Source organism: Arthrobacter sp. TJ-270 (genome assembly GCF_058269075.1).
This window is the reverse complement of sequence record NZ_JBZCNB010000002.1, coordinates 248933-272886: the sequence shown is the minus strand read 5'-3', so window position 1 is coordinate 272886 and position 23954 is coordinate 248933. Positions and strand designations below refer to the sequence as shown.

General features: G+C 63.2%; 21 protein-coding genes, 1 tRNA gene and 1 pseudogene. 8 read left to right on the top strand and 15 right to left on the bottom strand.

The features are described from left to right. A tRNA-Gln gene (locus tag AC4D2M_RS05965) sits at positions 1–72 on the bottom strand. Positions 73–247: 175 nt separating this feature from the next. Here AC4D2M_RS05965 and AC4D2M_RS05960 point away from each other — a divergent pair. Next, positions 248–415 carry a hypothetical protein gene (locus tag AC4D2M_RS05960; RefSeq protein WP_490890693.1) on the top strand — a complete coding sequence of 56 codons (168 nt, stop codon included), beginning with the start codon at positions 248–250 and terminating at the stop codon, positions 413–415. An 876-nt stretch (positions 416–1291) separates the two neighbouring features. Then, positions 1292–1456 (top strand): hypothetical protein, encoded by a 165-nt coding sequence (locus tag AC4D2M_RS05955; RefSeq protein WP_490890692.1) that lies wholly within the window; start codon positions 1292–1294, stop codon positions 1454–1456. Between the two features lie 110 nt (positions 1457–1566). Here the strand turns inward: AC4D2M_RS05955 and AC4D2M_RS05950 are convergent. After that, positions 1567–1967: pseudogene (locus tag AC4D2M_RS05950) on the bottom strand (ABC transporter ATP-binding protein); the annotation flags it as partial. A 71-nt stretch (positions 1968–2038) separates the two neighbouring features. Beyond that, on the bottom strand, positions 2039–3988 hold the full coding sequence (locus AC4D2M_RS05945) for an acyltransferase family protein (protein WP_490890691.1): 1950 nt from the start codon (positions 3986–3988) through the stop codon (positions 2039–2041). Positions 3989–4130: 142 nt separating this feature from the next. Here AC4D2M_RS05945 and AC4D2M_RS05940 point away from each other — a divergent pair, with 142 nt between their 5' ends. Both AC4D2M_RS05940 and AC4D2M_RS05935 read left to right on the top strand, forming a co-directional pair. Beyond that, positions 4131–4427 carry a hypothetical protein gene (locus AC4D2M_RS05940; protein WP_490890690.1) on the top strand — a complete coding sequence of 99 codons (297 nt, stop codon included), beginning with the start codon at positions 4131–4133 and terminating at the stop codon, positions 4425–4427. Between the two features lie 65 nt (positions 4428–4492). After that, positions 4493–6550 (top strand): acyltransferase family protein, encoded by a 2058-nt coding sequence (locus tag AC4D2M_RS05935; RefSeq protein WP_490890689.1) that lies wholly within the window; start codon positions 4493–4495, stop codon positions 6548–6550. A 133-nt stretch (positions 6551–6683) separates the two neighbouring features. Here the strand turns inward: AC4D2M_RS05935 and AC4D2M_RS05930 are convergent, their stop codons facing one another. The 7 genes from AC4D2M_RS05930 to AC4D2M_RS05900 form a co-directional block, all read right to left on the bottom strand. After that, a complete protein-coding gene (locus AC4D2M_RS05930) occupies positions 6684–7952 on the bottom strand; it encodes an AI-2E family transporter (RefSeq protein WP_490890688.1) in 1269 nt (422 codons plus the stop codon). A gap of 150 nt (positions 7953–8102) precedes the next feature. Beyond that, entirely contained in the window at positions 8103–8276 is a 174-nt protein-coding gene (locus tag AC4D2M_RS05925) for a CsbD family protein (RefSeq protein ID WP_490890687.1), read from the bottom strand. A 115-nt stretch (positions 8277–8391) separates the two neighbouring features. After that, complete coding sequence (locus AC4D2M_RS05920; protein WP_490890686.1) at positions 8392–10215, bottom strand: ABC-F family ATP-binding cassette domain-containing protein; 1824 nt, start codon at positions 10213–10215, stop codon at positions 8392–8394. Between the two features lie 54 nt (positions 10216–10269). Further along, positions 10270–11220, bottom strand: coding sequence for a 4-(cytidine 5'-diphospho)-2-C-methyl-D-erythritol kinase (locus AC4D2M_RS05915; RefSeq protein WP_490890685.1), 951 nt, complete (start codon positions 11218–11220; stop codon positions 10270–10272). A gap of 110 nt (positions 11221–11330) precedes the next feature. After that, positions 11331–11459: a hypothetical protein gene (locus AC4D2M_RS05910; protein WP_490890684.1), complete on the bottom strand. Its 129-nt coding sequence runs from the start codon at positions 11457–11459 to the stop codon at positions 11331–11333. A 136-nt stretch (positions 11460–11595) separates the two neighbouring features. Then, positions 11596–12318, bottom strand: coding sequence for a hypothetical protein (locus AC4D2M_RS05905; protein ID WP_490890683.1), 723 nt, complete (start codon positions 12316–12318; stop codon positions 11596–11598). A 183-nt stretch (positions 12319–12501) separates the two neighbouring features. Further along, entirely contained in the window at positions 12502–12921 is a 420-nt protein-coding gene (locus AC4D2M_RS05900; protein WP_490890682.1) for a hypothetical protein, read from the bottom strand. A gap of 253 nt (positions 12922–13174) precedes the next feature. Between AC4D2M_RS05900 and AC4D2M_RS05895 the strand changes: the two genes are divergently transcribed. Then, positions 13175–14077: an SRPBCC family protein gene (locus AC4D2M_RS05895; RefSeq protein WP_490890681.1), complete on the top strand. Its 903-nt coding sequence runs from the start codon at positions 13175–13177 to the stop codon at positions 14075–14077. An 82-nt stretch (positions 14078–14159) separates the two neighbouring features. On the opposite strand, the gene rsmA is transcribed toward AC4D2M_RS05895, so the two are convergent. Continuing rightward, positions 14160–15038 carry a 16S rRNA (adenine(1518)-N(6)/adenine(1519)-N(6))-dimethyltransferase RsmA gene (gene rsmA, locus AC4D2M_RS05890; protein ID WP_490890680.1) on the bottom strand — a complete coding sequence of 293 codons (879 nt, stop codon included), beginning with the start codon at positions 15036–15038 and terminating at the stop codon, positions 14160–14162. 36 nt (positions 15039–15074) lie between these two features. After that, complete coding sequence (locus tag AC4D2M_RS05885) at positions 15075–16250, bottom strand: resuscitation-promoting factor (protein ID WP_490890679.1); 1176 nt, start codon at positions 16248–16250, stop codon at positions 15075–15077. A gap of 450 nt (positions 16251–16700) precedes the next feature. Between AC4D2M_RS05885 and AC4D2M_RS05880 the strand changes: the two genes are divergently transcribed. Beyond that, positions 16701–17972: a S8 family peptidase gene (locus AC4D2M_RS05880; protein WP_490890678.1), complete on the top strand. Its 1272-nt coding sequence runs from the start codon at positions 16701–16703 to the stop codon at positions 17970–17972. A 38-nt stretch (positions 17973–18010) separates the two neighbouring features. Here AC4D2M_RS05880 and AC4D2M_RS05875 read toward each other — a convergent pair whose 3' ends face one another. Both AC4D2M_RS05875 and AC4D2M_RS05870 read right to left on the bottom strand, forming a co-directional pair. Further along, positions 18011–19615, bottom strand: a complete 1605-nt coding sequence (locus tag AC4D2M_RS05875) for a peptide chain release factor 3 (protein ID WP_490890677.1) — start codon at positions 19613–19615, stop codon at positions 18011–18013. 49 nt (positions 19616–19664) lie between these two features. After that, entirely contained in the window at positions 19665–20057 is a 393-nt protein-coding gene (locus AC4D2M_RS05870; RefSeq protein WP_490890676.1) for a MerR family transcriptional regulator, read from the bottom strand. 185 nt (positions 20058–20242) lie between these two features. Here AC4D2M_RS05870 and AC4D2M_RS05865 point away from each other — a divergent pair, with 185 nt between their 5' ends. Continuing rightward, a complete protein-coding gene (locus tag AC4D2M_RS05865) occupies positions 20243–21754 on the top strand; it encodes a SulP family inorganic anion transporter (protein WP_490890675.1) in 1512 nt (503 codons plus the stop codon). An 18-nt stretch (positions 21755–21772) separates the two neighbouring features. On the opposite strand, the gene AC4D2M_RS05860 is transcribed toward AC4D2M_RS05865, so the two are convergent. After that, a complete protein-coding gene (locus AC4D2M_RS05860) occupies positions 21773–22708 on the bottom strand; it encodes a TatD family hydrolase (protein WP_490890674.1) in 936 nt (311 codons plus the stop codon). Between the two features lie 199 nt (positions 22709–22907). Here AC4D2M_RS05860 and AC4D2M_RS05855 point away from each other — a divergent pair, with 199 nt between their 5' ends. After that, positions 22908–23951: an AAA family ATPase gene (locus AC4D2M_RS05855; protein WP_490890673.1), complete on the top strand. Its 1044-nt coding sequence runs from the start codon at positions 22908–22910 to the stop codon at positions 23949–23951. Positions 23952–23954 lie beyond the last annotated feature (3 nt).

The window sequence follows — 23954 nt, the reverse complement described above, 5'->3', positions numbered from 1 at the left end:
TTCCGCCCATAGGATTCGAACCTATACTCCACAGCTCCAAAGGCTGGGGTGCTGCCGTTACACCAGGGCGGACCGCGCGCACCCCGTTATCCCCAACAGTGCACGCGACTATCTAGTTTGCCATGACAGGACAGCATCCTGCGACTTGGCGCGCGCGTTCCCCAAGCTCATCGGATTGACCAGCGTTGTTGTGGCTTCGATACTGCCGAAACATCGTGGGGACAACAGGAATTGGCATACTGGATTGATGAAACCTTTGTTAATTGTCTTGGCCGTTGTCGCTCTCGTTCTTCTGATTCTCGGAATTGCTGTGGAGACTTTGAAGTTTCTTCTCTACCTTGGGCTCGCCATCCTGGTGGCCTCGGTTGTCGTGCTTGCTCTCCAACGCGCCCGCTCAGGTGTCAACAAGCCCTAATCGGCCCCGGCCGAAGAAGGGCGAACCCGTAGATTCGCCCTTCTTCGGAATCTGGCCCTTCTTCGGAATCTGTCCGAGCGGCTGCTGAAGTGGCCCCTACTCCCCAAGCACCTCGGCCGCTTGGAGCCGCTACTCCTCGATGAACTCCTGCTCCGCCTGGAGCTCCCGAAGATTTGCGTCGAGGTCGGCCATCTTCTCGAAATCGACCGTCGCCTCCTTCAAGCTCGCACGTTCTGCAACCGATCGCCGTTCGCGCCAATAAGCGTTCTTGTCATCAGTTAACTTTGCAATACGAAGTCAACGAAAACGAGAGTACCCGCCGTAAGCACAAACATGGCAGCATACGCCAACCAATCACGCCACGTGACTTTGCGCATCTTGCGCTTGAAACGCCTTATTCTCCTACTCATGGCGAGTAAGTATACGCTTGAAGCTTCAAGTTTTACCGAACTTATGCTAAATATACGTGGAAGACTTCCGGCCATTCGTGCCTATCCCCGCGCGGGAAGCGCGATATGGGTTGCGTAGTTCGTTGTCGATGTAGACCGAGCCGTCAGACCCTTACTCCTCCAGCACCTCCGCCGCTTCGAGCCACTGCTCCTCAAGCGACTCCTACTCCGACTGGAGTTCCCGCAGCTTCGCGTCAAGGCCTGCCATCTACTACTCGAATCCACCGTCGCCTTGCTGCCTGTGCCGCTCATCTGCTGGTTGATCTTCTCGATCTGTGAACCCGTCTTGGTCATCTGCCGCTCAATGCGGGACAGGTCCTTCTTCGCCTGCCGGGCCTCCTCCGGTGGCGGACCAGCGGACCCGGCCGCCGCCGGTAATCCAAGCTAAACCCAACCCTCTCGATCAACACTGGGGAACATCAACCTGGTGACGCTCGACGAGGAGCTGGACATGGGACACCTGAAGGAACGCATCCACAACTTCGTGGAGAAGCACATCATCGCTGACGACCCTCGCCCGGAGTACTCGTGGCTCGACAAGCAAGAAGCTGATCTGAAACCTCCTGCAGAGGAACTTCCGGTAACCGTGTAAAAAGCTCCCGCTGCACGAGGGAGGCGACCGATTGGCCGGGCTTCTCGTTCGCTCGATTCCTACTCCCCCAGCACCTCGGCCGCTGCCAGCCACTGCTCCTCGAGGGACTCCTACTCCGACTGACGGTCTCGCAGCTTCGCGTCCAGGCTGGCCATCTACTGGTTGATCTTCTCGATCTGCGAACTCGCCTTGGTCATCCGCCGCTCAATGCGAGTGAGATCCTTCTTCGCCTGCCGGGCACTCCTCCGGTGACGGGCAAGCGGACCGGACCGCCGCCGTCGTACCGTTGCCGCCGTCCCCGGCCAGCGGCGTGGCGCCCATCCCGTCGCCGGACGCCGCTCCGCGGCGCAGCTGAAGGTACTGATCCACCCCGACCGGCGAGTCGCGGATCTTTCCCGTCGCCGAGCAGCCCCAGCTGGGTATCGATGACGCGTTCGAGCAGGTACCTGTCGTGCGAGACCACGATCAGCGTGCCCGGCAACCCGTTCAGCACGTCCTCGACGGCGGCGAGGGCCGTTAGCCGATCAGTTGAGCTGGCCCCTCCCGCGGAGGGCGGCCTGGCCGGGTGAGCTGGTTGCGCTTCTAGGTTCCGGCAGCGTCGAGGGCTTGGTGCAACCGGCCGGTGAGTGCGTCGGCCATCTCGTCGGTCAGGTGGTGATTATCGCGGTACACGAGCCGGTTCCAGGCAATGGGGGAACAGGCGTCCCGGCAGATCCAGTCGAGCGGTGACACATACCGGCCGCCCGCCGACTGACTTGCTTCCTGCTCGACCTGATGAACGCCTGCGTCGATCACCTGATCCCTGGGCGCTGAGCATGCGCTGACATCCTGCAGATGGTTGGACAGGCACACGCTCGGTGCCACTTCCCACGCCGGAGTGTCACCCAGAACCACGACGCGCGTGCTCGCCGGGAGAGCATCGATTGTCTTGAGCAAACCCTTCCGCCAGGCCTGTTCGAAATCACCTGTGGTCCGGCCCAGTTCCCGATAGACGCTTCCATAGTTCGAGATAACCACGAGCTCGGGCTCCAGAGCGGTGATGCGTTCGAGGCTGTCCTGCCTCCACTCATCACACTGCGGATAGGTCTCGGAAATGGTGCCCTCGACGGGTATGTCCACTGAAGGACAGGAAGACTTGGTCAGGCTGACGAGTTTCTTCCCCTCCGCTTTCGCGACCCCATCCATCGGCGTGAACCACTGGGCAGCATGAGAATCGCCGAACAGGACAATGCTCCCCGTACCGGCGTGGTCCCCGTACGTGCAGTCCTGCGACGCAGTGGCGTTGTAGTCGGCATGGCACCCGTCCGCGTATATCCGAGGGGTACTGCCGCCAGCATTTTCAAGGGCCGGTGTCAGGTTAGAAGGAACGAAATCCGAGGAGACCGGGGCGGACATCAATTCCAGGCCCTCCGGCGCTGCTACTGCCTTTCCGGAGTCCAGGTCGGGTAGCTTTGTGGCACTCCAGCTGACAGCGAGGGCAACGATCGTCAGGCCAGCACCGAATGCATACGATCGCACGCCCTTGGCCCTCAATACGCGGGCGTGTTGGAATCTCTGCTCAACGTGCCTGTAGGTGAAGTGGGCCAGCACCAACGACAACAGGACAAGACCCGACGCCACCCAGCCGTTGAAGTCCTCCCCAAGCCGGATCTTCGCCAGGATGAGCACGGGCCAGTGCCACAGGTACAGCGAGTAGGAGATGTTGCCCAGGTACTGAAGCAGTGGCGCGTGGAGAAACCGGAGATCCTGGACCTGCCCTCCACCGATCATCAGGGCAGCACCGAGAACGGGTGCAAGAGCGACCCATCCCGGGAATACGAGATCATGCGTGAAGAAGACGATTGACATCAGCAGGATGGCCAGCCCGAATAGTCCTACCGCACGAGCCGTCCTCGCGTTCATCCGCCCGAGGACAGGTGCGGCCAGTGCCACCAGCCCGCCGAGACCGAGCTCCCACGCACGGGTCGGAAGGGAGAAAAATGCCCAGGGCTGATTGATGCCGGTAAGGACTACGCCGCCAACCAAAGACAGCGCCGAGAGGGATCCGAGGACAATCGCCAGCCACATCCTCCGCCGGGACGCGGCGAAGACCGCAACCAGCACCATGACCAGCGGCCACACCAGATAGAACTGCTCCTCCAGTGCAAGCGACCAATAGTGCTGGAAGGGCGACGGCGAGGTACCTGCCAGGTAGTCCGTCCCGGTCTGGGCGAAGCGCATGTTGGCCAGGAACAGCGATGTGGCTACGGCGTCCTTCCCGATGTCGGGCAGCAGCAGCGGTGGGACCAGAAGCTTGGCGCCCACAACCGTAGCAACCAGAACCAGTGCCGAAGCAGGAAGGAGACGCCGGATCCGCCGCGCGTAGAAGTCACTGAACGAGATGCGGCCCGAACGCTCGATCTCCCGTAGCAGCAGCCCGGTGATGAGGAAGCCCGAGATGACGAAGAAGATGTCGACGCCGATATACCCGCCCGGAAGGAACGGGACTCCTGCGTGATAGAGGACGACGGCCAGAACCGCGATCGCGCGCATGCCCTGAATGTCTGGGCGGAAGTGCTTCTTCTCCGCTATCGGTTCTGACGGGCGCGGACGCGCGAGATCAACGGACAAGGCAAAGCCTCCCAGGGTTTGTGCAGCCGGAACATTCTATCGGAACGGGCATCGGGTCCCGTCCGTGCGTCCAGAAACATGGTCCACGGGTGAGCTGAAGCCCCTGCACCCCCAGCACCCCGGTCGCTTGGAACATCCCGTCGCCGATCAGCGTTCCCGGCCACGCGTCCAGGACGTCCTCAACGGCGGCTCACCCACATCTCATGGCGGCCCGAAGGCGCAGCTCAAGCTAAACCCAAGCCTCTCGATGAACACTGGGAAAATCAACCTGGTGACGCTCATCGAGGAGCTGGATATGGGACGTCTGGGGGTGCCGCTTTGGGCGGTCTGCAATCAATGGAAACCGTCCTGCGCTCGGTAACTCGACGTGCACGCAGGAATACCGGAAAGCCGGTGAAGAAAAGTGCCCGCTTAGATATCCAAGGATTGCGGGCTTTCGCTGTCATCGCAGTGATCCTCGATCATTTGATGGGCTGGCCGAGCGGCGGATTTGTTGGCGTCGATATCTTCTTCGTCATCTCGGGCTTCCTGATCACGGGCATCCTCCTACGAGAGCATGAGCGGACCGGGCGGATCTCGTTCACCAACTTCTACAAGCGCCGAGCAAAGAGAATCCTCCCCATATCTTTCATCGTCCTGGGAGCCACGGTCGCCGCGGCGTACTTCATATTCGGCCAGTCCCGGTTCCTCTCGACGTTCTTCGATGGAGTCTGGGCGCTGCTCTTTGCAGGTAACTGGAGATTCGCTGCCTCGGGAACAGACTATTTCCAGTCCGGTGGACCAACGTCTCCACTTCAGCACTACTGGTCGCTGGCCGTGGAGGAACAGTTCTACTTCGCGTGGCCGTGGTTAATGCTCCTGATCTTCGTGCTCTTCGCACGAAGAGGCGGGACAGTGAGTGCGGCGCGGTTCGCCGTCGGTGCGGCGATAGGGCTCCTCAGTGTGGTGTCATTCGCCTGGGCGTTGTGGGAGACGGTCCGCAACCCGGACCTTGCCTACTTCTCCACGTTCTCCCGGGCATGGGAGTTGGGAGTCGGAGCGCTGCTTGCGGTCATGGCCCCGCTGCTGGTTCGGATTCCGAGCGCTATCCGGCCTGTGTTGGCTTGGACTGGTATCGCCGGAATGGTGGTATCCGGGTTCGTGATCAAAGCGGGATCAGGCTTCCCCGCTCCAGCTGCGGCACTCCCCGTTCTGTCCACCGCTTTGGTGATCCTCGCAGGAACGGGCGTCCAGCAGCAGAGACACCTGTATCCCCTGACGAACCCCGTCAGCACGTACCTAGGAGACATCTCCTACTCGCTCTATTTGTGGCACTTCCCAATCATCATTCTGGGCGCACAGTTCGTGGACTTAGCCGAACCGGTGGTTCTGGCAGCATTCGCGGGATCGATGCTGATTCTGTCGGTGTTCTCGTACCATCTCGTGGAAGATCCCCTCAGGCACATCTCCTGGTCCCCCAAGAACCGACGCCCAGAAGTCACGGTATCCCGCGCCTATCGATACTTCGCGGTCGCTTTCTTGTGCGTCGTTGCCCTAGCGACTTCGGGGGCGGTGATGGCACGGCAGTCCTCATTGAGCAACGACACTCCGCTGGAGGCGGCCCCTTCAGTTCCAGCCGGTGAGGCACCTGCTGACCCTGAATTAAGACCGGGCGCCGCATTGCAGACTCAGATCGCCGCCGCGCTGGCGGTCACTGAGTGGCCGGAGCTGTCCCCAACGATGGACGAAGCAATCGTCAGCCCACAAGCCGCCGAGGATGTCATAGGATGCGGTCAGATAGAGCCAGTGAATGAAGATGACTGCACATGGGGGGACCCGAACGCGGACAAGACCGTCATGATGGTCGGTGACTCCATCTCCATGACCTATGTGGAAACGGTTCGCACGGCACTCGCATCAGAGCCCGGTTGGAACGTCATGAGCTACGGGACGTTTGGTTGTCCTTTCAGCGATGTCACCACCGAAAACTCCGAGGCTGACGTTGTCAATGCTTGCCCGATCCGGAAGGCGGCGGCGGTGGACGCCATCAACGTTATTCAGCCTGAGATCCTGATTGTCGCCAACGGTTACGAGCCACGCACGCCCGTGGGTGCACAGGAACCGATGACCCCAACCGAGTGGACTGACAGCAACGCCGCCATCCTTGAGCTTGTGACAGCTGCGGTGGGTGAAGTTGTCATTCTTTCCTCACCGCCCGACGAGGTGAACATAGCAGAGTGCTACTCGCGTGTGGCTGCTCCCAGCGACTGTGTCAGTACTGTGACCAGCCAGTGGTTGGATATTGCAGCTGCGGATGAGGAACTAGCAGAACGTGTGTCCGGCACGTTCATCGACTCACGGCAATGGTTCTGCGTCGACGGTAGGTGCCCCAGCTTCGTTGCCGAGACACCAGTGAAGCTCGACGCCGTGCACATGACTCAGGATTATGCGCGAAAGATTGCCCCTGCTTTCAGGGAGAAGCTCATAGAGCTGGGGCTGATCTAGCCCTCACTGTGAAGAACCCTAACGAGAGGCCTCGCGGCATACCGCGAGGCCTCTGCTATTCTCCAGCGGTAATAACCGGCTTAGTGCAACGGAGACCAATATTCGCGCCAGCACTCAAGGCCGGAGTCCCCGCTTATTGTGCGTCTTTACCGGACCCTTCAGCTTCCTGGCGTGACTTAGGTACTGGGCGTTCCGTCATCTCAGTGGGTTCCAAATGCATCGCTTCCTTATCCGGCCGATCCTGCTCCGGGGTGGTACTGATGCTTTGACCGTTCTCATCCAGCCGAGTCTCGTACTCCGCTTGCTCAATTTCCTGCCGGGAAATCTCCTCATCAGGCTCCCGGGTCCACGCCTTGATAGCTGCCCAGCTCACCGCGGCCAAAGGAACGGAGAGGATGGCACCGATAATCCCGGCAAGGATCGTTCCAGCGGTGAGCGCTACCAGAATCACCAAGGGATGCACGCTGAGAGTGCGACCCATGACGATCGGCTGCAGGAAATTGCCCTCAAGCTGATTAACCGCGACCACTACGACCACCACGATGAGGGCGGTCACCGGCCCGTCCGCCACCAGTGCCACCAAGGCAGCCAGTGCACCGGCCAGTGTTGCACCCACCAGCGGAATGAACGCGCCGATGAAAACAATCACAGCAAGCGGCAACGCCAAAGGCACACCCAGAATGACAAGAGCAAGCCCGATGAAGAACGAATCCACCAGCGCCACAATGGCCGTGCCCCGCACATATCCGCCAAGGACAGCCAGGCCATCGTGGCCGACGCGACGTGCCTTAACCAGTCGCTTCCCCTTGAATGCCCGGAGGACAAAGGCCCATATACGTTCTCCGTCCTTCAGGAGGAAGAACAGGATGACGATCATGAGCACCAGACCGGTAAGGAAGCTGCCCACGGCACTCAAACCCGAAATCGCTCCCGCCCCCACGGTGCTGCTGGTCACGAAATCGATAGCAGCGTCCCGTGCCTGCCGGATTTGCTGCTCGTCCACTGGTAGGGGGCCGTCCCGCACGAATTCATAGAGCTGGTCGAATCCCTCGGAGGCGCTGGTGACGAGCTCTCTGGCCTGACCCATGACCGCGTAAACAATACTTGTGACCAAGCCCCCGAGGATCAACAGGAGCATCAGGAAGGAAAAGCCTGTAGCGACACCGCTGGGCCAGCCTTTCCTGCGCAGCCAGTGAACAAACGGCGCGATAGCGGCGGCAAGGATCACCGCCAGCAGCACTGGAATGATCACCAACCGGATTTGGATCAGCCCGTAAATAAGTACCCAGGCCAAACCAAGCAACAGCAGAACCTGCGCCGCTCTGGTGCTCGCGCGCCCCCAGCCGTCGTGCCAGGGATTGCGCTGTTGAGGTCTAACGGTGGTTGCGGTCTCTGCTGTCATGCCCTCAACATACTGAAGTCATCGGAGAAATAGTTCGAAACAACCAGTGTGCCCTGTTCGAGTCGGCCGTCCGGGGCCGGATATTCAAGCACAAAAAACGGGGCGAACCCGTAGGTTCGCCCCGTTTCCAAACTCGTTACAGGAAGCGGATCACTTCTTGAAAGCGTCCTTGACCTTTTCGCCGGCCTGCTTCAGATCACCCTTGGCCTGATCACCTTTACCTTCGGCCTTCAGATCCTCATCGCCGGTGGCTTCACCGGTTGCTTCCTTGCCCTTGCCGCCAACCTTGTCAGCGGTGTTTCCGATTTTGTCATCCAAACCCATGATGTTCTCCCTACGGTCGACTTCATTGGTGGTGCTATCGGCGCTAGCCGACCAATCCAGCTAAACACAGGTGAAGACGGTGTGCAAAGGGCATCCGGGCTCCCCCGGCCCGTAGTTACTCTCCCATTACCTCGGCTGCTGCCAGCCACTGCTCCTCGAGCGATTCCTGCTCCGACTGGAGCTCCCGCAGCTTCACGTCCAGCTCGCTCATCTTCTCGAAATCGACCGTCGCCTTACTGCCGGCGTCGCTCATCTGCTGATTGATCTTCTCAATCTGCGAACTCGTCTTGGTCATCTGCCGCTCAATGCGGGTCAGATCCTTCTTCGCCTGGCGGGCCTCCTCCGGTGACGGGCCAGCGGAACCGGCCGCCGCCGTCGTACCGTTGCCGCTGTCCGCGGCCAGCGGCGTAGCGCCCATCCCGTCGCCGGACGCCGCACCGCGGCGCAGCTGCAGGTACTGATCCACCCCGCCGGGCAGGTCGCGGATCTTCCCGTCGCCCAGCAGCGCCAGCTGGGTATCGGTGACGCGTTCGAGCAGGTACCTGTCGTGCGACACCACAATCAGCGTTCCCGGCCATCCGTCCAGCACGTCCTCAACGGCGGCGAGGGTATCGGTGTCCAGGTCATTGGTGGGCTCATCGAGCATCAGCACGTTCGGCTCCCCCACCAGCAGACGCAACAGCTGCAGACGCCGCCGCTCCCCGCCCGAGAGGTCGCTGACCGGTGTCCACTGCCGCTCATTGGTGAACCCTAGCTGCTCCACCAGCTGGCTGGCCGACACTTCCTTACCTCCGACCGACACCACCCGCTTCTCCTGCTCAATCACCTCGGTGACCCGGAGGTGATTGACGTCGTCGAGCTCGCGCACGTCCTGCGACAGGATCGCCGTCTGCACCGTCTTACCGCGCTTGAGCCGGCCCGACGTCGGAGCCATCTCCCCGTTGAGCAGCCGCAGCAGCGTGGTCTTGCCGGCACCATTGACGCCGACAATCCCGAGCCGCTGCCCCGGCGCAAGCCGCAGTGTGATTCCCTTGAACAGGGCCTTCTCCCCCAGCTCGAGCGACACGTTCTCGAGGTCCAGGACATCCTTGCCCAACCGGGCGGTGGCGAGCTTGCTGAGCGCCAGCGAATCGCGCGGCTCCGGCACGTCGGCGATCAGGGCGTTCGCCGCCTCGATGCGGAACTTCGGCTTCGAGGTACGGGCGGGCGCACCGCGGCGCAGCCAGGCCAGCTCCTTCTTCACCAGCTGTTGGCGCTTGCCCTCGATAACGTTGGCCATCCGGTCACGCTCGGCGCGCGCCAGCACGTAGGCGGCGTATCCGCCGTCGAACTGGTCCACGATGCCATCGTGGACCTCCCACGTACGGGTCGAGATTTCATCGAGGAACCAGCGGTCGTGGGTGACGACCAGCAGCCCGCCCTCGGTGGGACGCCACCGCTGCTTGAGGTGCTCCGCGAGCCAGGCAACACCCTCCACGTCGAGGTGGTTGGTGGGCTCGTCGAGCATGATGACGTCGTCGTCCCCTATTAACAGCTTCGCCAGCGCAACCCGGCGCTTCTGCCCGCCGGAGAGGGAGGAGACACGGGCGTGCCAGTCCACCTCGGCCACCAGCCCGCCCATGACGTCGCGGATCTTCGGGTTGGACGCCCACTCGTGGTCCGCCTGGTCGCCGACAATCGCGGCGCCCACGTCGAGGTCGCCGTCGAGCACGTCATTCTGGTTCAGGTAACCCACGGTGACGTCGCGGCGTTTGGTGACGCGGCCGTCGTCGGGCGTGGTGCGCTGCGCGAGCAGGCGCATCAGGGTCGACTTGCCGTCACCGTTGCGGCCGACCATGCCGATCCGGTCGCCCTCCTCCAGTCCGAGGGTGACGCCGTCCAGGATAGTCCGGGTGGCAAAGGTGACGCTGATGTTCTCAGCACCGAGCAGGTGGGCCAACGTGAATACTGCTTTCGTTATTGGTGGATCTTCTTCAGTGGATTGCGGTGCGAGTTACGCGAGGTAGTCGCTGACAATCCTCGCACCGTGAGCGGGCCCGTGCACCAGTTCGGTGGAGAGCCCGGCGGCGGACAGGAGGCCGTCGACGGTTGCCGCGTGGTCCTCAGATTCTGCGAGGAAAGCGACCGTGGGACCCGACCCCGAGACAATGCCGGCCAGCGCACCCGCGTCCTTGCCGGCGTCGAGCACGTCCTTCAGCTCGGGAGCCAGTTCCAGGGCTGCAACCTGCAGGTCATTGTGGAGCAGCTCAGCTAGCGTGTGCGCGTCCCCGGAGCGCATGGCGCTGAGGATGTGCGGGTCAATCTCCGGGAGCTCCGGAGGTACCTCCCCACTGGCCAGGCGGAGGTCATCCAGCGTCCGGTACACCGCCGGCGTGGACAGCCCGAAGGCCGAGGGAACCAGGACCCAGTGCAGCGGCGTCTTGGAGATCGCGGGCGTAAGCTGCTCGCCCACCCCGACTCCGACGGCGGTGCCGCCGATGAGCGCGAACGGCACATCAGCGCCGAGATCGACGGCGATCTTCGCCAATTCGTCGCGGGAGAAGCCGCTGTTCCACAGCGCATCGCAGGCAAGGAGCGCTGCGGCGGCGTCGGCGGACCCGCCGCCCATGCCGCCGGCGATCGGAACGCGCTTGGTGATGTTCAGGTGAACGCCGGTCGACTTCTCGCTCAATTCAGCCAGCAGCGCGGCCGCACGGGCAGCAAGATTACTGGCGTCCAGCGGAATTTCCTCCATGGGGAGGTTGAGGCTGCCCTGGCCGTCCACCGTGACGGTGATGGCGCCGTCGTCCGTTGCTGTGGCGGTGACTTCCTCATACAGGGAGACCGCGAGGTAGACGCTCGCGACGCTGTGGTAGCCGTCCTCGCGCGGTGGTCCCACCTGGAACGAAACGTTGATTTTGCCCGGCGCCTTCACACGTACGGCGCGGGGGCCCGTTGCGCGCATCCCTGCCGTTCTCCCAGACACCATGGTGTCCAACTTAGATCACGTCACGGCTGAGGAGAAACTGTTCGACGAGGAGTTGTGTGCCCGGCGGCCCGAGAAACTCCGGTTTCTCAGGGCCGCCGGTTGTCCACTGTTACGTCAACGGGAAGGGGCTGCAGTCGCTGCGCGTTGGCCCGGCGATCGAGGACCACTTTGGCGGCCGCCGCAAGAAACAGAACGGGCAGAGTAAGAATGGCCATGCCAAGTAGAAGGTCGACGAGTTCCATACCGATTGCACCAAGCTTTCGTTAATAAGGACGCCTCATCCATCAACAACGTAATCGGAAAAGGGCCGGTTCCCAAAATCCGTGCCTGTGGCAGTATCCGCCGCTTCAGCTATGCATTAGACACAATGGTCACGGAAAGGTACCGCTTGCTGTCCTCGGCCGCCTGGCCTCCGCGTTCCGGCGCCCAGGTCAGGATGATGTATTCGCCGGGGGCCAGCTCGGACGCAACGGAAATATTGAATGTGAATGAGCCGTCCGGGCCCGCATACACGTAGGGCTGGTCAAGTAGCTGCTGATCTGTGTGCGGCCGTCCCAACGCAACGTGGATCTTCTCCCCCGGCGCATAACCCGACCCACCGATGGTGAACGTTCCGGGTGTGATCACGACTGATGGGCCAGGAAACCCGGGCTGAGGGTAGGCCACGCTAGCGCCCTGGCCATTCAGGCCCTGGTGCGGGTTCGGCTCACCGTGCGGCGGCGGAACAAACGGACCGGGATTAGGCTCACCGTGCGGCGGCGGAACAAACGGGTCACCCGGCTGGGTAGGCAGCGGCTCAGGCGCCGGAACCTCGGTCACCGGTGCTTCCGGAGTGGGCTCAGGGCTGGGCTCCACAGAGGGTTCCCGGCTCGGTTCGGCGGTCTCTTCCGGTTCTACGGTCTCTTCGGGCTCGGCGCTCTCGGACTCCTCCGGCGTCGGGCTAGCCGACGGTGTAGCGGACTCAGACGCCGTCGTCGCAGGGGCCGCGGGCGCACCGGCAGGTGTGCTTGAGCAGCCGACAAGAAGGAGGGAGGAGACCGCAGCAAAGGCGAGGACGGATGGCAGCTTTGACAAGGGCGTACTTTCGAGACGAAGGAAATGGAAGGTGGCGAGCAATCGCCCGGCAAAAGCCCTGCAGTGCTGCATCCCCGAACCTGAGGTTATACGGCGCAGAGCCCGGGCAACAGCACGGAACGGTGACGTGAGCAAACCGTTATGCAGGAGATTGTGGTGAGCTCGCGTCATCGAAGCCGGCGCTCACCGGTTGGAAGCCTTCAATTGCAATCTGACGAGACTCGCGGCACCCGGCTCCGGACTGTCAACGCGCAACCGGATCCGGTGACCCTCGAAGGTGGCGATGGCAGAGCACACGCTGCTCAGGCCGACCGCGGCGTCTGTTCTCTGGCAGGTGCCGTCGATCTCGAGCTCCCACCCGGACGCCTCCGACAACCGCAAAATGTCCTCGACGCCCAACTCCCGATCCGCCTGCAACGTGCGGCTGAGTGTGGGACACAGCTTGTCGTTGAAGCAGATGAACCGTTCCCGTTCGACCTGCTCGGACACGACAATCCAGGTTTCGGGGATCTGCAGTTGATCCGCGACGGATCCCATCTGTGCCCGGACGGAATCGTGGTGCGTCTTGATGAGGACGAAGGTGCCGGTCCACGCAATCACCATGCCAATGCAAAGCCAAGCCGCCAGTTTCCGCATGGATTCCCCCGAGAGACCTCAAAGTTTCCCCCAGCATATAGACGGGCCGGCTGAGCGGCAGCCGCTGTAACCAAACCGATAAGTTCGACGTTCCTCAAGAACCGGGGGCCGCCGTCGTCGTCCCTTGTGCTCGCCCATGGCCAGCGATAGGCTCGATGGGCATGGTAAGCATACTGATGAATTACCAGTTCATCGGACGTTCCTATCTGAAGGAGACGCTGTGAGCACGAGGATCGAGAAGCAGATCATGGTCAACGTTCCAGTGAGCGTGGCCTACAACCAATGGACACAGTTCGAGGAATTCCCCCACTTCATGGGCGGGGTCAAGAAGGTAGAGCAGCTCACTGATGAGCGCCTGCACTGGGTAGCCGAAATCGGCGGTGTCAAGCGCGAATGGGAAGCCCGGATCGTCGCTCAGGAGCCTGACCGTCGCGTCGCCTGGGCCGCCACTGAAGGCGCCACCAACGCCGGAGCTGTCACGTTTGAGGACGTCGGCGGCGGCCAGACCCAAATCCGCCTCGAGCTCGAATACGAGCCCGAAGGCATGGTCGAGAAGATCGGCGACAAGCTCAACGTCATCGAGAAGCAGGCCGAGGGTGACCTTCAGCGCTTCAAGGACTTCATCGAAGACGAGGGCTACGCAAGCGGCGCATGGCGCGGATCCGTTGCCGGCGGCACCGTCGGTTCCCCCACCGTTGACGACGCCGCAGCATCCCGCGGAGACAGCGGCAAGGCCGGCATCTCGGGCAAGGCAGCCGCTGCCGGCCTGGGCGTTGCCGCAGCCGCAGCAGCCGGTGTAGCCGCAGCGGCAGCCGGCAGCAAGAAGGACACCTCATCGCGTGACGCGACCACCACCGATGTTCCGGTCACACCGGCTGCCCCCGTCGAGGACACCACGCCACCGGACGTCACCCCCGTGGTCGGCACAGCCGGTGGCGTGTCATCGGACAAGGCGGACGAGCGACCCCTCGGTGAGCCCTTCGACCAGACCAACGGGCTGGCCGACGTCCAGGGCGAATCCGACGGTCTTGCAGGGAGTGAATCCCGCAGCGCTGCCGATCGCGGCGAGGACGACGAGGCCGACGGTTACATGCCTCCAGGCTCACGGCCCGGCGCACCGTAGACTCCAGCATCAAGCACGGCGGCTTCTTTCGGGAAGCCGCCGTGCTGTGTTTAACGGGTGCTGTGTTAAAGCGCGCTTCGCGTCACGCCAGGGGAAGCTGCTTGGACTCGGCGATGCGGGCGAAGGCGTGGATGTCGAGCACCTCGCCACGGGCTGTCGGGTCGACGCCGGCACGGGTCAACGCCTGCTCCGCCAGGACACCGCTGCCAGCCCATCCGGCGAGGGCCGCACGCAGGGTTTTGCGGCGCTGCGCGAAGGCGGCATCGATCACGGCGAACACCTCCTCACGGGAGGCAGTGGTTTCCGGCTGCTCATGCCGCTCGAAGGCGACAAGACCGGAGGCGATCTTCGGTGCTGGCCAGAAAACATTCATGCCGATGACGCCGGCCTTGCGCATCCGGCCATACCACTGGGCCTTCACCGACGGCACTCCGTAGACCTTCGATCCGGGCGGCGCCGCGAGGCGGTCTGCGACCTCATCCTGCACCATGACCAGCCCGTGCCGTAGTGACGGGAAATGCGCGAGCAGGTGCAGCACCACCGGCACGGCCACATTGTACGGCAGGTTGGCCACCAGCCCTGTAGGTTCGGCGGGCAGCTCGGTGATGCGCAGCGCATCGGCCTGCACCACATCGCAATTCGACGCACGCTCGGGACGCCACTGCGCGATGGTCTCCGGCAGGCGAGCGGCCAGCACCGGGTCGATCTCGACGGCCACAACGCGCTGGGCTGCATCCAGAAGGCCCAGGGTCAGGGAACCGAGCCCGGGCCCTACCTCCAGCACCGTTTCGGCAGGATCAATGGCGGCAGCAGCGACAATCCTGCGGATGGTGTTGCCGTCGATGACGAAGTTCTGGCCGAGGGTCTTGGTGGGACGTATCCCCAGTTCCTCAGCGAGCCGGCGGATCTCAGTCGCGCCGAGCAGGGCCGGTGCCGAGGATGGGCTTGCCTTGTCTTTCACCTAGCCATCGTAGCGGGGCGGGTGCTACCCACCTGGCTACCGGAGTCCCAGCTTCGACGAGCATGAGGGCCAGTGTCCCCAGCCGCCGTTCTGTTTGAGGACCTCGGCGGTTGCAATCTGCTCGGAGGCCGATGCCAGATGCGGCAGCGGCGCGTACTTCCCGCCGCCGGCACCGAGCCAGCTGGACTCGCTGAACTGCAGGCCGCCGTAGTAGCCGTTGCCGGTGTTGATGGACCAGTTGCCGCCGGACTCGCACTCGGCGAGGGCATACCAGGCGGCACCGCCGGAAGCCACGGCAGCCGGGGTGTGTTCAGGCGTTTCAATCTCCACTACCGGTGCCGCTGCGGCAGCTGCGGCCTTGGGCGCCTCTTTCTCTTCCGGTTCCGGCTCGGGCTCGGGCTCCGGCTCCGGCTCCGGCTCTTCCTCGCGGGTTCCGACGGCGACGATCTCCTCGACGGGTTCGCGGGTCACCTTGTCGCTGACCTTCTTCCGGCTGGTCTCCTTGCCGTCAATGACGGTCACAGTGAAGACGCGGGTCCGTTCGCCTGCGACGCCGGCCTGGACGACCCCCCGTTCACCGATGAGCAGCTCATCGGTTTCCTTCTCGGTGGAGGTGAAGGCGATTGTCTCTTTCTCGGTGACCTTCTTGCCGGTCTCGACGCGGGTGACCTTCAGGCCCATGCCCGTGATCAACGAACTGCGCACGGGAACAGAAACGCGGTCTTCGGCGCCGAGGGTCACCTTCGCTTCTTTGAGAAGGTCCGCAACGGTGTTCCCAGTGGTTTCGATGCGGTGGAGTTTGCCGTCAACGGCGAGGGTGACCGTCTTCGGCGTCGAAATACTGAGGGTGGAGCTGAGGGTGACGAGCCTGGTCTCGGATGGTGCGGAGATGTCCGAGTCTCTCTCCACACCGAGTTCATCCACGAGCTCGCCCACGGTTTCACCCGTGGTGTGCACAACGGTTTCGGCTCCGTTGAGCCGTACCTCGATGGCGGCGGCCTTGTTGACCTGGATGGCGGCGCCGTCGCCAATAGGACTTGCGAGGGCCGGGTACACGTCGTCGTTCTCTGTGACGGTGACGTTTGCCGTCTTCAGTACCTCCCCCACGGTGCCGGCAAATGTCTGGACGGTCTGTGCCTGCCCGTCGACAACCACTTCCACGCTCTTGCCGTTTCCAACGAAGGCCACGAGTCCAGCAACGAGACTCAGCATGACCATCCCCTGCCCGGTCAGTGCTGCCCAAGCCTTAGCATCCCTCTTTACCACAAGTTCCCCGTCCCGAATCGCATCCGGGCACGGGGACATGGCGCTCTGTAGGAGCCGGCCCGTCAATGGGCGCAGCGCTCAGTGCACAGGCAAATGAACGACGGCGGCGGGCGCTCCAAATAAACCGCTTGAGTTGAGCTGTACACGCCTGAGAAAGTGCCTCAATTCAGGCGCGGCTCAACACCAGCGGTCATGCAAAAAGAACCCCGTCCGCAGTGGACAGCATCAGTCCGAAAGCCTTCCCCGACCCCGGCTAATATCAGCTCACCGTAATCTAACCGTGATAATAGAGCAAGGCGTGTGATTTACGTCTCATTGTGACTTGAAGGTCGAAAGTACTTCGCTCGGACCTACAATTTCTGCACTATTCAGCATCGCCGCAGCAGGAGAACCGCCATGACCGTTCGTACCCGGAGCGCTGCCGCGCTGAGCATCATCAGCCTCTCATCTCTGTCCTTACTTCCCCTGGCTGCCCCGGCGCAGGCCGTCGCAGAGACTTCCCAACGACTGATCGTCACCTTTGACCCGGGCGTCGCCGTCAACAGCGCCGCCGTCGAAAGCGCAGGAGCAACACCGCTGAACCGGTTGGACCTCCTCAACGGGGTCGCGGTGAGCGCGCCCAGCCAGGCGGTCGCGGATCAACTCGCCCAGCTGAACGGCGTCGCGGAAGTCACGGTCGATGCCCGCGTGCGGGTGGCGACGCCGCAACGGTGCAGCCCGTGGCCCGCCTGCAAGGACGGAACCACTCAACCCGCGCAGAGCCTCCCCTGGGGTGTAGACCGGATCGACGCGGACAACGCGTGGTCCATCAGCCGCGGAACCGGCGTAAGGGTTGCCGTCATCGATACCGGTATCGAGAAAGCGCATCCGGATCTTGCCGGCAATGTCGTCGGCGGAGTGAACTTCGTGAAGGGTCCCGGCCCTGCCCGGAAAGCACCCGACTCGTCGGCCTGGAACGATGACAACGGGCACGGCACGCATGTCGCCGGAACAGTGGCTGCTCTGGACAACACCATTGGCGTTGTCGGCGTCGCTCCGGAGGCCGATCTGTTCGGCGTCAAGGTGCTCGACAGCAGCGGCAGCGGCTACGCGAGCGATGTGGTTCTCGGAATTGAATGGTCAATCGCCAACAACATGCAGGTGATCAACCTGAGCCTGGCCGAAGACACGCACGTGCAGTCGCTGAAGGACGCCGTTGACGCAGCGGCAGCCGCGGGAATCGTCGTCGTCACTTCTGCAGCGAATTCCGGAGATGGGGACCCAACCACCAACGATGTGCTCTGGCCGGGGAAGTACGAGAGCACGATCGCGGTCTCGGCAACCGACAGCAACGACGTCGTCGCTCACTTCAGCTCCGACGGCGCGGAAGTTGAGATCGCTGCCCCCGGCGTCGACGTGCTCTCGACCACCCGCGGCGGAGGGTACGGAACCATGAGCGGCACCTCGATGGCCACGCCGCATGTGGCGGGCGTGGTCGCGCAGATGCTGGCTGCCCCGGTCATGACCTCCGCGGACAGCGACGGGAACGGAGCCTGGAGCAGTGCCGAGGTTCGCACCTACCTCCAGACCACCGCTGATGATCTCGGCACCGCCGGTCGGGATGTCTTTTACGGCTTCGGGCTCGCGGACGCGATCGAAGCTGTCACCGGGACGTCATCGATTCCCTGACGGACTTCAGCTCGCCCTCGATTGCTTCCCCGGCGCGGTCACGCCGCTTCGATCAACTCCAATGAGAGATCCGGATAGGCGTCAGTGAAGTGACCCAACTTCCACCGGTCGCCGAAGACTGCGATGTATTCGCCGTCGGACCGGTGCAGTACCTCTCCGCCCCGGAAAGCGCCCGGCATCGGCTGGTCGGTATGCCCGATCCGGCGAGCCAGCGTGTAGGGCAGATGCTCCAGGGAGACCGGCGCATTGAACTCGGTACGCATGCGCTGTTCGGCCACCTCGAACTGGAGTGGTCCAACCGCGGCGAGCACGGGGGCCTGATCACCGCGCAACTCCGAACGGAGGACCTGGACAACACCCTCGTGGTCAAGCTGCTCAATGCCGCGACGGAACTGCTTGTACCGTCCCGGATCCTTGGCGCGGACGGTCACGAAGTGCTCCGGGGAGAAATGAGGGATACCGGGGAAGGACACCGGATCCTCCTGATACAGACTGTCACCGACGCGCAGGCTCGCTGCGTTCACCAACCCGACAACGTCTCCCGGCCAGGCAAGCTCCAACGCTTCCCTCTCACGCCCGAGGACGCGGTGCGCGTACTTGGTAGCAAACGGTCTGCGCGTGCGGGCGTTGGTAATCACCATTCCGCGTTCGAAGACACCGGAACACACCCGAAGGTAGGCGATGTGATCGCGGTGGGCGGTGTCCTGGCCGGCCTGAACCTTGAACACGAACCCGGAGAATCCCGCCTCCAGCGGCCGGTAGGACGAATCCGCGGTCAGTCGGGGTGAGGGCGCCGGCGCTGAGTCGACCAGCACGTCCAACAGCTGACTCACTCCGAAGTTCCGGGCCGCCGCAGCGAACAGGACGGGGGTCTGCTGAGCCGCCGCAAACGCTGCGGCATCAAATTCTCCGTTTGATGACACCACCAGACCAACCTCTTCGTTGGCAGCTTCCCAAGCCAACGCGGCGTGCGCATCGAGTTCGCCCTGGTCAATGTTCGTCTCGATGGCCGGCTGCGCGCCGCCGTCGACCGCTTGCAATGCCACGGAGTGTCCGGACCGCATATCGAGCAATCCCTCAAAGTGACCGGCGACGCCGACAGGCCAGGTCAGCGGCACCGGAACCATCTCCGTGCGCTCGCCGATCTCGTCGATGAGGCCGAGGGCATCGAGCCCGGGCCGGTCCCACTTGTTGATCACCGTCACAATGGGCAGGCCACGCTGCTTGCATACTTCCAGCAGTTTCACGGTCTGCGGCTCGAAACCCTTGGCTGCGTCAATCAGCATGACCGCGCAGTCCACTGCCGCAAGCACCCGATAGGTGTCCTCGGAGAAATCGGCGTGCCCCGGCGTGTCCACCAGATTCAGCACGGTGCCGCGATACTCGAGCTGAAGGGCGGCCGAACTGATGGAGATGCCACGCTCGCGTTCCATGCCCATCCAGTCCGACACTGTGCCGTGCCTGGTGGACTTACCGTGCGTCACTCCGGCGTCCTGAATTGCATTCGCGTACAGGGCGAGCGCTTCCGTGAGCGTGGATTTACCGGCATCGGGGTGGGAAATCACCGCAAACGCGCGACGCTTCAGCGCCTGCTCACTAATGGTGGAAGGGTGCACCGTACTGGTGCCGATTGCGCTGGTCATGCGGTGCCTCTTTTTCTGAGGACTTCAGCAGACCCCGAAATGATGTGAATTAGTACTTCTTCAGATTGGCGATGAACTCATCCGCGCGGCTGAGGTTCACGGCCATCTTCTCGCGCTGCGCAGCTGCCGCCTCCAGGTAGGCCGACAGCCGGCCGCGCAGCTCTTCCGCGCTGTCACCATCTGCGTCCGCCAACGCATCAACAATGGTAAGCAGGTCCTTCATTTCCTCGAGAGTGAACCCGAGCGGCTTCATTCGCCGGATCACCAGCAAACGTTCGACATCGGCCTCGGTGTAGACGCGAAACCCGCCCCCAGTCCGCGAGGTTGCGGGCAGCAGCCCCACCTCGTCGTAATGACGAATAGTGCGCAGGGACAGGCTGGTCCGTTCTGCCACCTCACCAATATGCATGGTTCTGGTGGCGGTACCGGAAGATTCACCCATTGTTTGACCCCGTGCGTCCCACGATAGCTAACCTCTCGTCACGTTAAGTTAGAGTTTAACGTCGGCACACCCGCCATAGCGCACCGCCGCCCCTTGTACATTGGCGTACAGCCTACCGCCCTTACCGGAAAACCCCGGAAATACGCGGACCGCCTCGTTCACTCCCGCCTTGAAGGAACACCCGTATGCCCAAGTCCAGCACGGCCCTCACACCGCTAGAGCGCCAGTCAGTTCTGAGGACACTCAAGGATCCCCGGCTGCTGAAGGTTGAGGTCCTCGCCGGGCTGGTCGTTGCCCTGGCCCTCATCCCCGAGGCCATTGCGTTCTCGATCATCGCGGGTGTGGACCCCCGGCTGGGTCTGTTCGCGTCCTTCACCATGGCCGTCTCCATCGCTTTCCTCGGCGGAAGGCCGGCGATGATCTCCGCGGCGACCGGCGCCGTCGCCCTGGTGATCGCACCGCTGGTGGCAAGCCACGGCGTCGACTACTTCATTGCAGCGGTCATCCTCGGCGGCATCTTCCAGGTGGTGCTGGGGCTGCTGGGCGTGGCCAGACTGATGCGCTTCATTCCGCGCTCCGTCATGGTGGGCTTCGTCAACGCGCTCGCGATCCTCATCTTCATGTCCCAGCTGCCGGAACTCATCGGAGTCCCGTTGCTCGTCTACCCCATGGTTGCGGTGGGCCTGCTCATTGTCTTCGGCCTCCCGCGGTTGACCAGGGCTGTTCCGGCACCGCTGGTAGCCATCGTGATCCTGACCATCTTCGCCGTAGTGGCCTCCGCCCAGGTTCCCGACGTCGGCGACAAAGGCGAACTCCCGGACAGCCTCCCCAGCCTGTTCTTCCCGAACGTTCCGCTGAACCTCGAAACCTTCCAAATCATCGCGCCGTTCGCGCTGGGGCTCGCCGTTGTAGGCCTCCTCGAATCGCTGATGACGGCCAAGCTCGTAGACGACATCACCGACACCCGTTCACAGAAGACCCGGGAAAGCTGGGGCCAGGGCGTCGCCAACATCATCACCGGGTTCTTCGGCGGTATGGGCGGATGCGCCATGATCGGGCAGACCATGATCAACGTGAAGGCTTCCGGAGCCCGCACCCGCATTTCCACGTTCCTTGCCGGTATCTTCCTGCTGATCCTCGTGGTCTCCCTCGGCGACATCGTCGCGATCATCCCGATGGCCGCGCTCGTGGCCGTCATGATCTTCGTCTCGATAGCTACGTTCGACTGGCACAGCATCCAGCCCTCCACGCTCAAGCGGATGCCCAAGAGCGAAACCGCGGTCATGCTGAGCACCGTCGTCGTGGTGGTCTGGACGCACAACCTCGCAATCGGCGTGGGCGTCGGTGTCCTGGTGGCCATGGTCGCGTTTGCCCGCCGGGTGGCGCACTTTGTCACCGTCGAGCGCACCGTGACGGAACTGAACGGCGAAGAGGTGGCAAGGTACGTGGTCGACGGTGAGCTCTTCTTCGCATCATCAAACGATCTCTACACCCAGTTCGAGTACGCCACGGACCCGGATACGGTGATCATCGACATGCACGCCTCCCACCTCTGGGATGCCTCAACCATCGCGGCGCTGGACGCGATCACCGAGAAGTACCACCATCATGGCAAGGCCGTGGAAGTCATTGGACTCAATGACGCTTCCGTCCTCATGCGCGAACGGCTCGCCGGGAAGCTCGGCGCGGGCCACTAGCGCCGGCGCTGTCCCTGCTCAGTCCCATTCGCCGTACGCGCGGCGGGTGTTCGCGTTGATGGCCCGGCAGAGTTCCTCCAGGTCGGAGCCCAGATGTTCGGCCATGAAACGCACCGTGTACGGGACGGTGTAGCTTGCGTTCGGCTGGCCCCGGTAAGGGTGTGGCGTGAGGAACGGCGCATCGGTCTCGGTGAGCACCAGTGCCGGATCGGCGATTTCCAGGGCTTCGCGCAGGAACGCCGCGTTCTTGAACGTGACGGTGCCGGAGAAGGACATGAACCAGCCGTTGTCATTGCAGATCCGCGCGAGCTCGGCATCCCCGGAGAAGCAGTGGAAGACCACCCGCGCGGGAGGTTCCTCCGAGCGCAGGACCTTCACGACGTCGTCGTGCGCGTCCCGGTCATGGATCTGCAGGGCGAGATCCAGCCGCCGGGCAATGTCCAGGTGCCGGCGGAACGAGTACTCCTGCCGCTCCCGCCCATCCTCGCCGGTGCGGAAGTAGTCCAGTCCCGTCTCGCCGATCGCGCGGATACGGGGATGCTGCGCGAGGTGTTCGATCTCGGCGAGCGCGTCATCGAGGGTGCCTGCTGCGGCGAGCACGGGTGCTTCATTCGGGTGGATGGCCACGGCGCCGAGCAGACGGCGGTCACTGTCCACGGCGTCGACAGTGAAGCGGGAGGACTCCAGGTCCGTGCCGACCTGCACCGCGAAACCGACGCCGACAGCTTCCGCTGCGTCCATCGCGTCGGCGGCGCTGACGGCCACCTGCCCGTCGCGGAAATCCAGGTGGGTGTGGTTGTCCATCACCGGGTAGGGAAGCGGCTCCGGCGCGGGTGGGTAGTCAAGCTTCCGGCTGCGCCCGCCCGCCTCGGGAGCGCGCGATCGCCCGCCGGATGAGTCTTCCGCCGTCGTCTCTTCCGGGCGGTACTGAACAGGGATCGAACTGGTGCACATAGTCCAACCCTAGACTTTCCTTATGAAAAGCTGACGTCCGCCCTGTCCACAGCCCAGACAGCGGAACTTTCCGACACGAAGCTCAGTTGTCCTAGTACTCTTGAGGTTGTTAGCAACCGTTGCCCAGCACGTGTTCCACTGACGTATTCCACACTGAAGTGGTACGGCGTTCCCGAAGCAACGTTCTCGGAAGGTATCCATGGACGCCCACAACCAGTACGCCACACCCAACGGCAGCACGGCGTCCAGCGCGGAGACGGTTCGTCCGCCGATGACCGGCGAGACCTTCCACGAAACCAGCGCGCGGATCCTGAAATCCATCAACACCGTGATTGACGGCAAGCCCGACGCCGCCCGGTTGGCGCTGACGGTTCTGCTGGCCGAGGGGCACCTGCTGCTGGAAGACGTGCCGGGCGTGGGCAAGACAATGCTGGCCAAGACGCTGGCGCGGACCATCGACTGCACCGTCAACCGGATCCAGTTCACGCCTGACCTGCTGCCCTCGGATGTGACCGGCGTATCCATCTACAACCAGGACTCCCACCGGTTCGAGTTCCGGCGCGGCCCGGTGTTCGCGAACATCGTCATCGGTGACGAGATCAACCGCGCCTCCGCCAAGACCCAGTCCGCCCTCCTCGAGTGCATGGAGGAACACCAGGTCACGGTGGACGGCCTGTCCTACCGGCTCTCCGAACCGTTCATGGTCATCGCCACCCAGAACCCGATCGAGATGGAAGGCACCTACCCGCTGCCCGAAGCCCAGCGCGACCGCTTCATGGCCCGCATCTCCATGGGATACCCGGACATGAACTCGGAGATCGAGATGCTGGAGACCCACCAGTCGGTCTCGCCGTTGCGCTCGATCCAGCCCGTCGCCGGCGTCGAGGACGTTGCGGCGATGATCCGGCAGGTCCGGCAGGTGTACGTCTCCCCCGCGGTCAAGGAATACACCGTCGGCATCGGGCATGCCACCCGCCAGCATCCGCAGCTCCGGCTCGGCGCCAGCCCGCGCGGCCTGCTGCAGCTGCTGCGCGCGGCGAAGGCCGGCGCAGCGCTCGAAAGCCGTGACTTTGTCCTGCCCGACGACGTCAGCTCAGTCGCCGAAGCCGTATTGGCCCACCGGCTCATCCTGGACCGGAAGGCACTCAGCTCCGGCGAGACGCCGTCGTCGATCATTGCCGGCATCCTCGCCCGCGTGCCGGTTGCACGCGACGCCGCGAGCGCCTCCTCCCGAAACGGCTGACAC

What these genes read in the sequence shown, in the direction of transcription:
- AC4D2M_RS05960 (WP_490890693.1), top strand. Translation starts at nt 248, where the DNA reads ATGAAACCTTTGTTAATTGTCTTGGCCGTTGTCGCTCTCGTTCTTCTG.
- AC4D2M_RS05945 (WP_490890691.1), bottom strand. Translation starts at nt 3,988, where the DNA reads ATGCGCGCGATCGCGGTTCTGGCCGTCGTCCTCTATCACGCAGGAGTC.
- AC4D2M_RS05930 (WP_490890688.1), bottom strand. Translation starts at nt 7,952, where the DNA reads ATGACAGCAGAGACCGCAACCACCGTTAGACCTCAACAGCGCAATCCC.
- AC4D2M_RS05925 (WP_490890687.1), bottom strand. Translation starts at nt 8,276, where the DNA reads ATGGGTTTGGATGACAAAATCGGAAACACCGCTGACAAGGTTGGCGGC.
- AC4D2M_RS05915 (WP_490890685.1), bottom strand. Translation starts at nt 11,220, where the DNA reads ATGCGCGCAACGGGCCCCCGCGCCGTACGTGTGAAGGCGCCGGGCAAA.
- AC4D2M_RS05910 (WP_490890684.1), bottom strand. Translation starts at nt 11,459, where the DNA reads ATGGCCATTCTTACTCTGCCCGTTCTGTTTCTTGCGGCGGCCGCCAAA.
- AC4D2M_RS05900 (WP_490890682.1), bottom strand. Translation starts at nt 12,921, where the DNA reads ATGGTGATTGCGTGGACCGGCACCTTCGTCCTCATCAAGACGCACCAC.
- AC4D2M_RS05885 (WP_490890679.1), bottom strand. Translation starts at nt 16,250, where the DNA reads ATGCTGAGTCTCGTTGCTGGACTCGTGGCCTTCGTTGGAAACGGCAAG.
- AC4D2M_RS05880 (WP_490890678.1), top strand. Translation starts at nt 16,701, where the DNA reads ATGACCGTTCGTACCCGGAGCGCTGCCGCGCTGAGCATCATCAGCCTC.
- AC4D2M_RS05875 (WP_490890677.1), bottom strand. Translation starts at nt 19,615, where the DNA reads ATGACCAGCGCAATCGGCACCAGTACGGTGCACCCTTCCACCATTAGT.
- AC4D2M_RS05870 (WP_490890676.1), bottom strand. Translation starts at nt 20,057, where the DNA reads ATGGGTGAATCTTCCGGTACCGCCACCAGAACCATGCATATTGGTGAG.
- AC4D2M_RS05865 (WP_490890675.1), top strand. Translation starts at nt 20,243, where the DNA reads ATGCCCAAGTCCAGCACGGCCCTCACACCGCTAGAGCGCCAGTCAGTT.
- AC4D2M_RS05860 (WP_490890674.1), bottom strand. Translation starts at nt 22,708, where the DNA reads ATGTGCACCAGTTCGATCCCTGTTCAGTACCGCCCGGAAGAGACGACG.
- AC4D2M_RS05855 (WP_490890673.1), top strand. Translation starts at nt 22,908, where the DNA reads ATGGACGCCCACAACCAGTACGCCACACCCAACGGCAGCACGGCGTCC.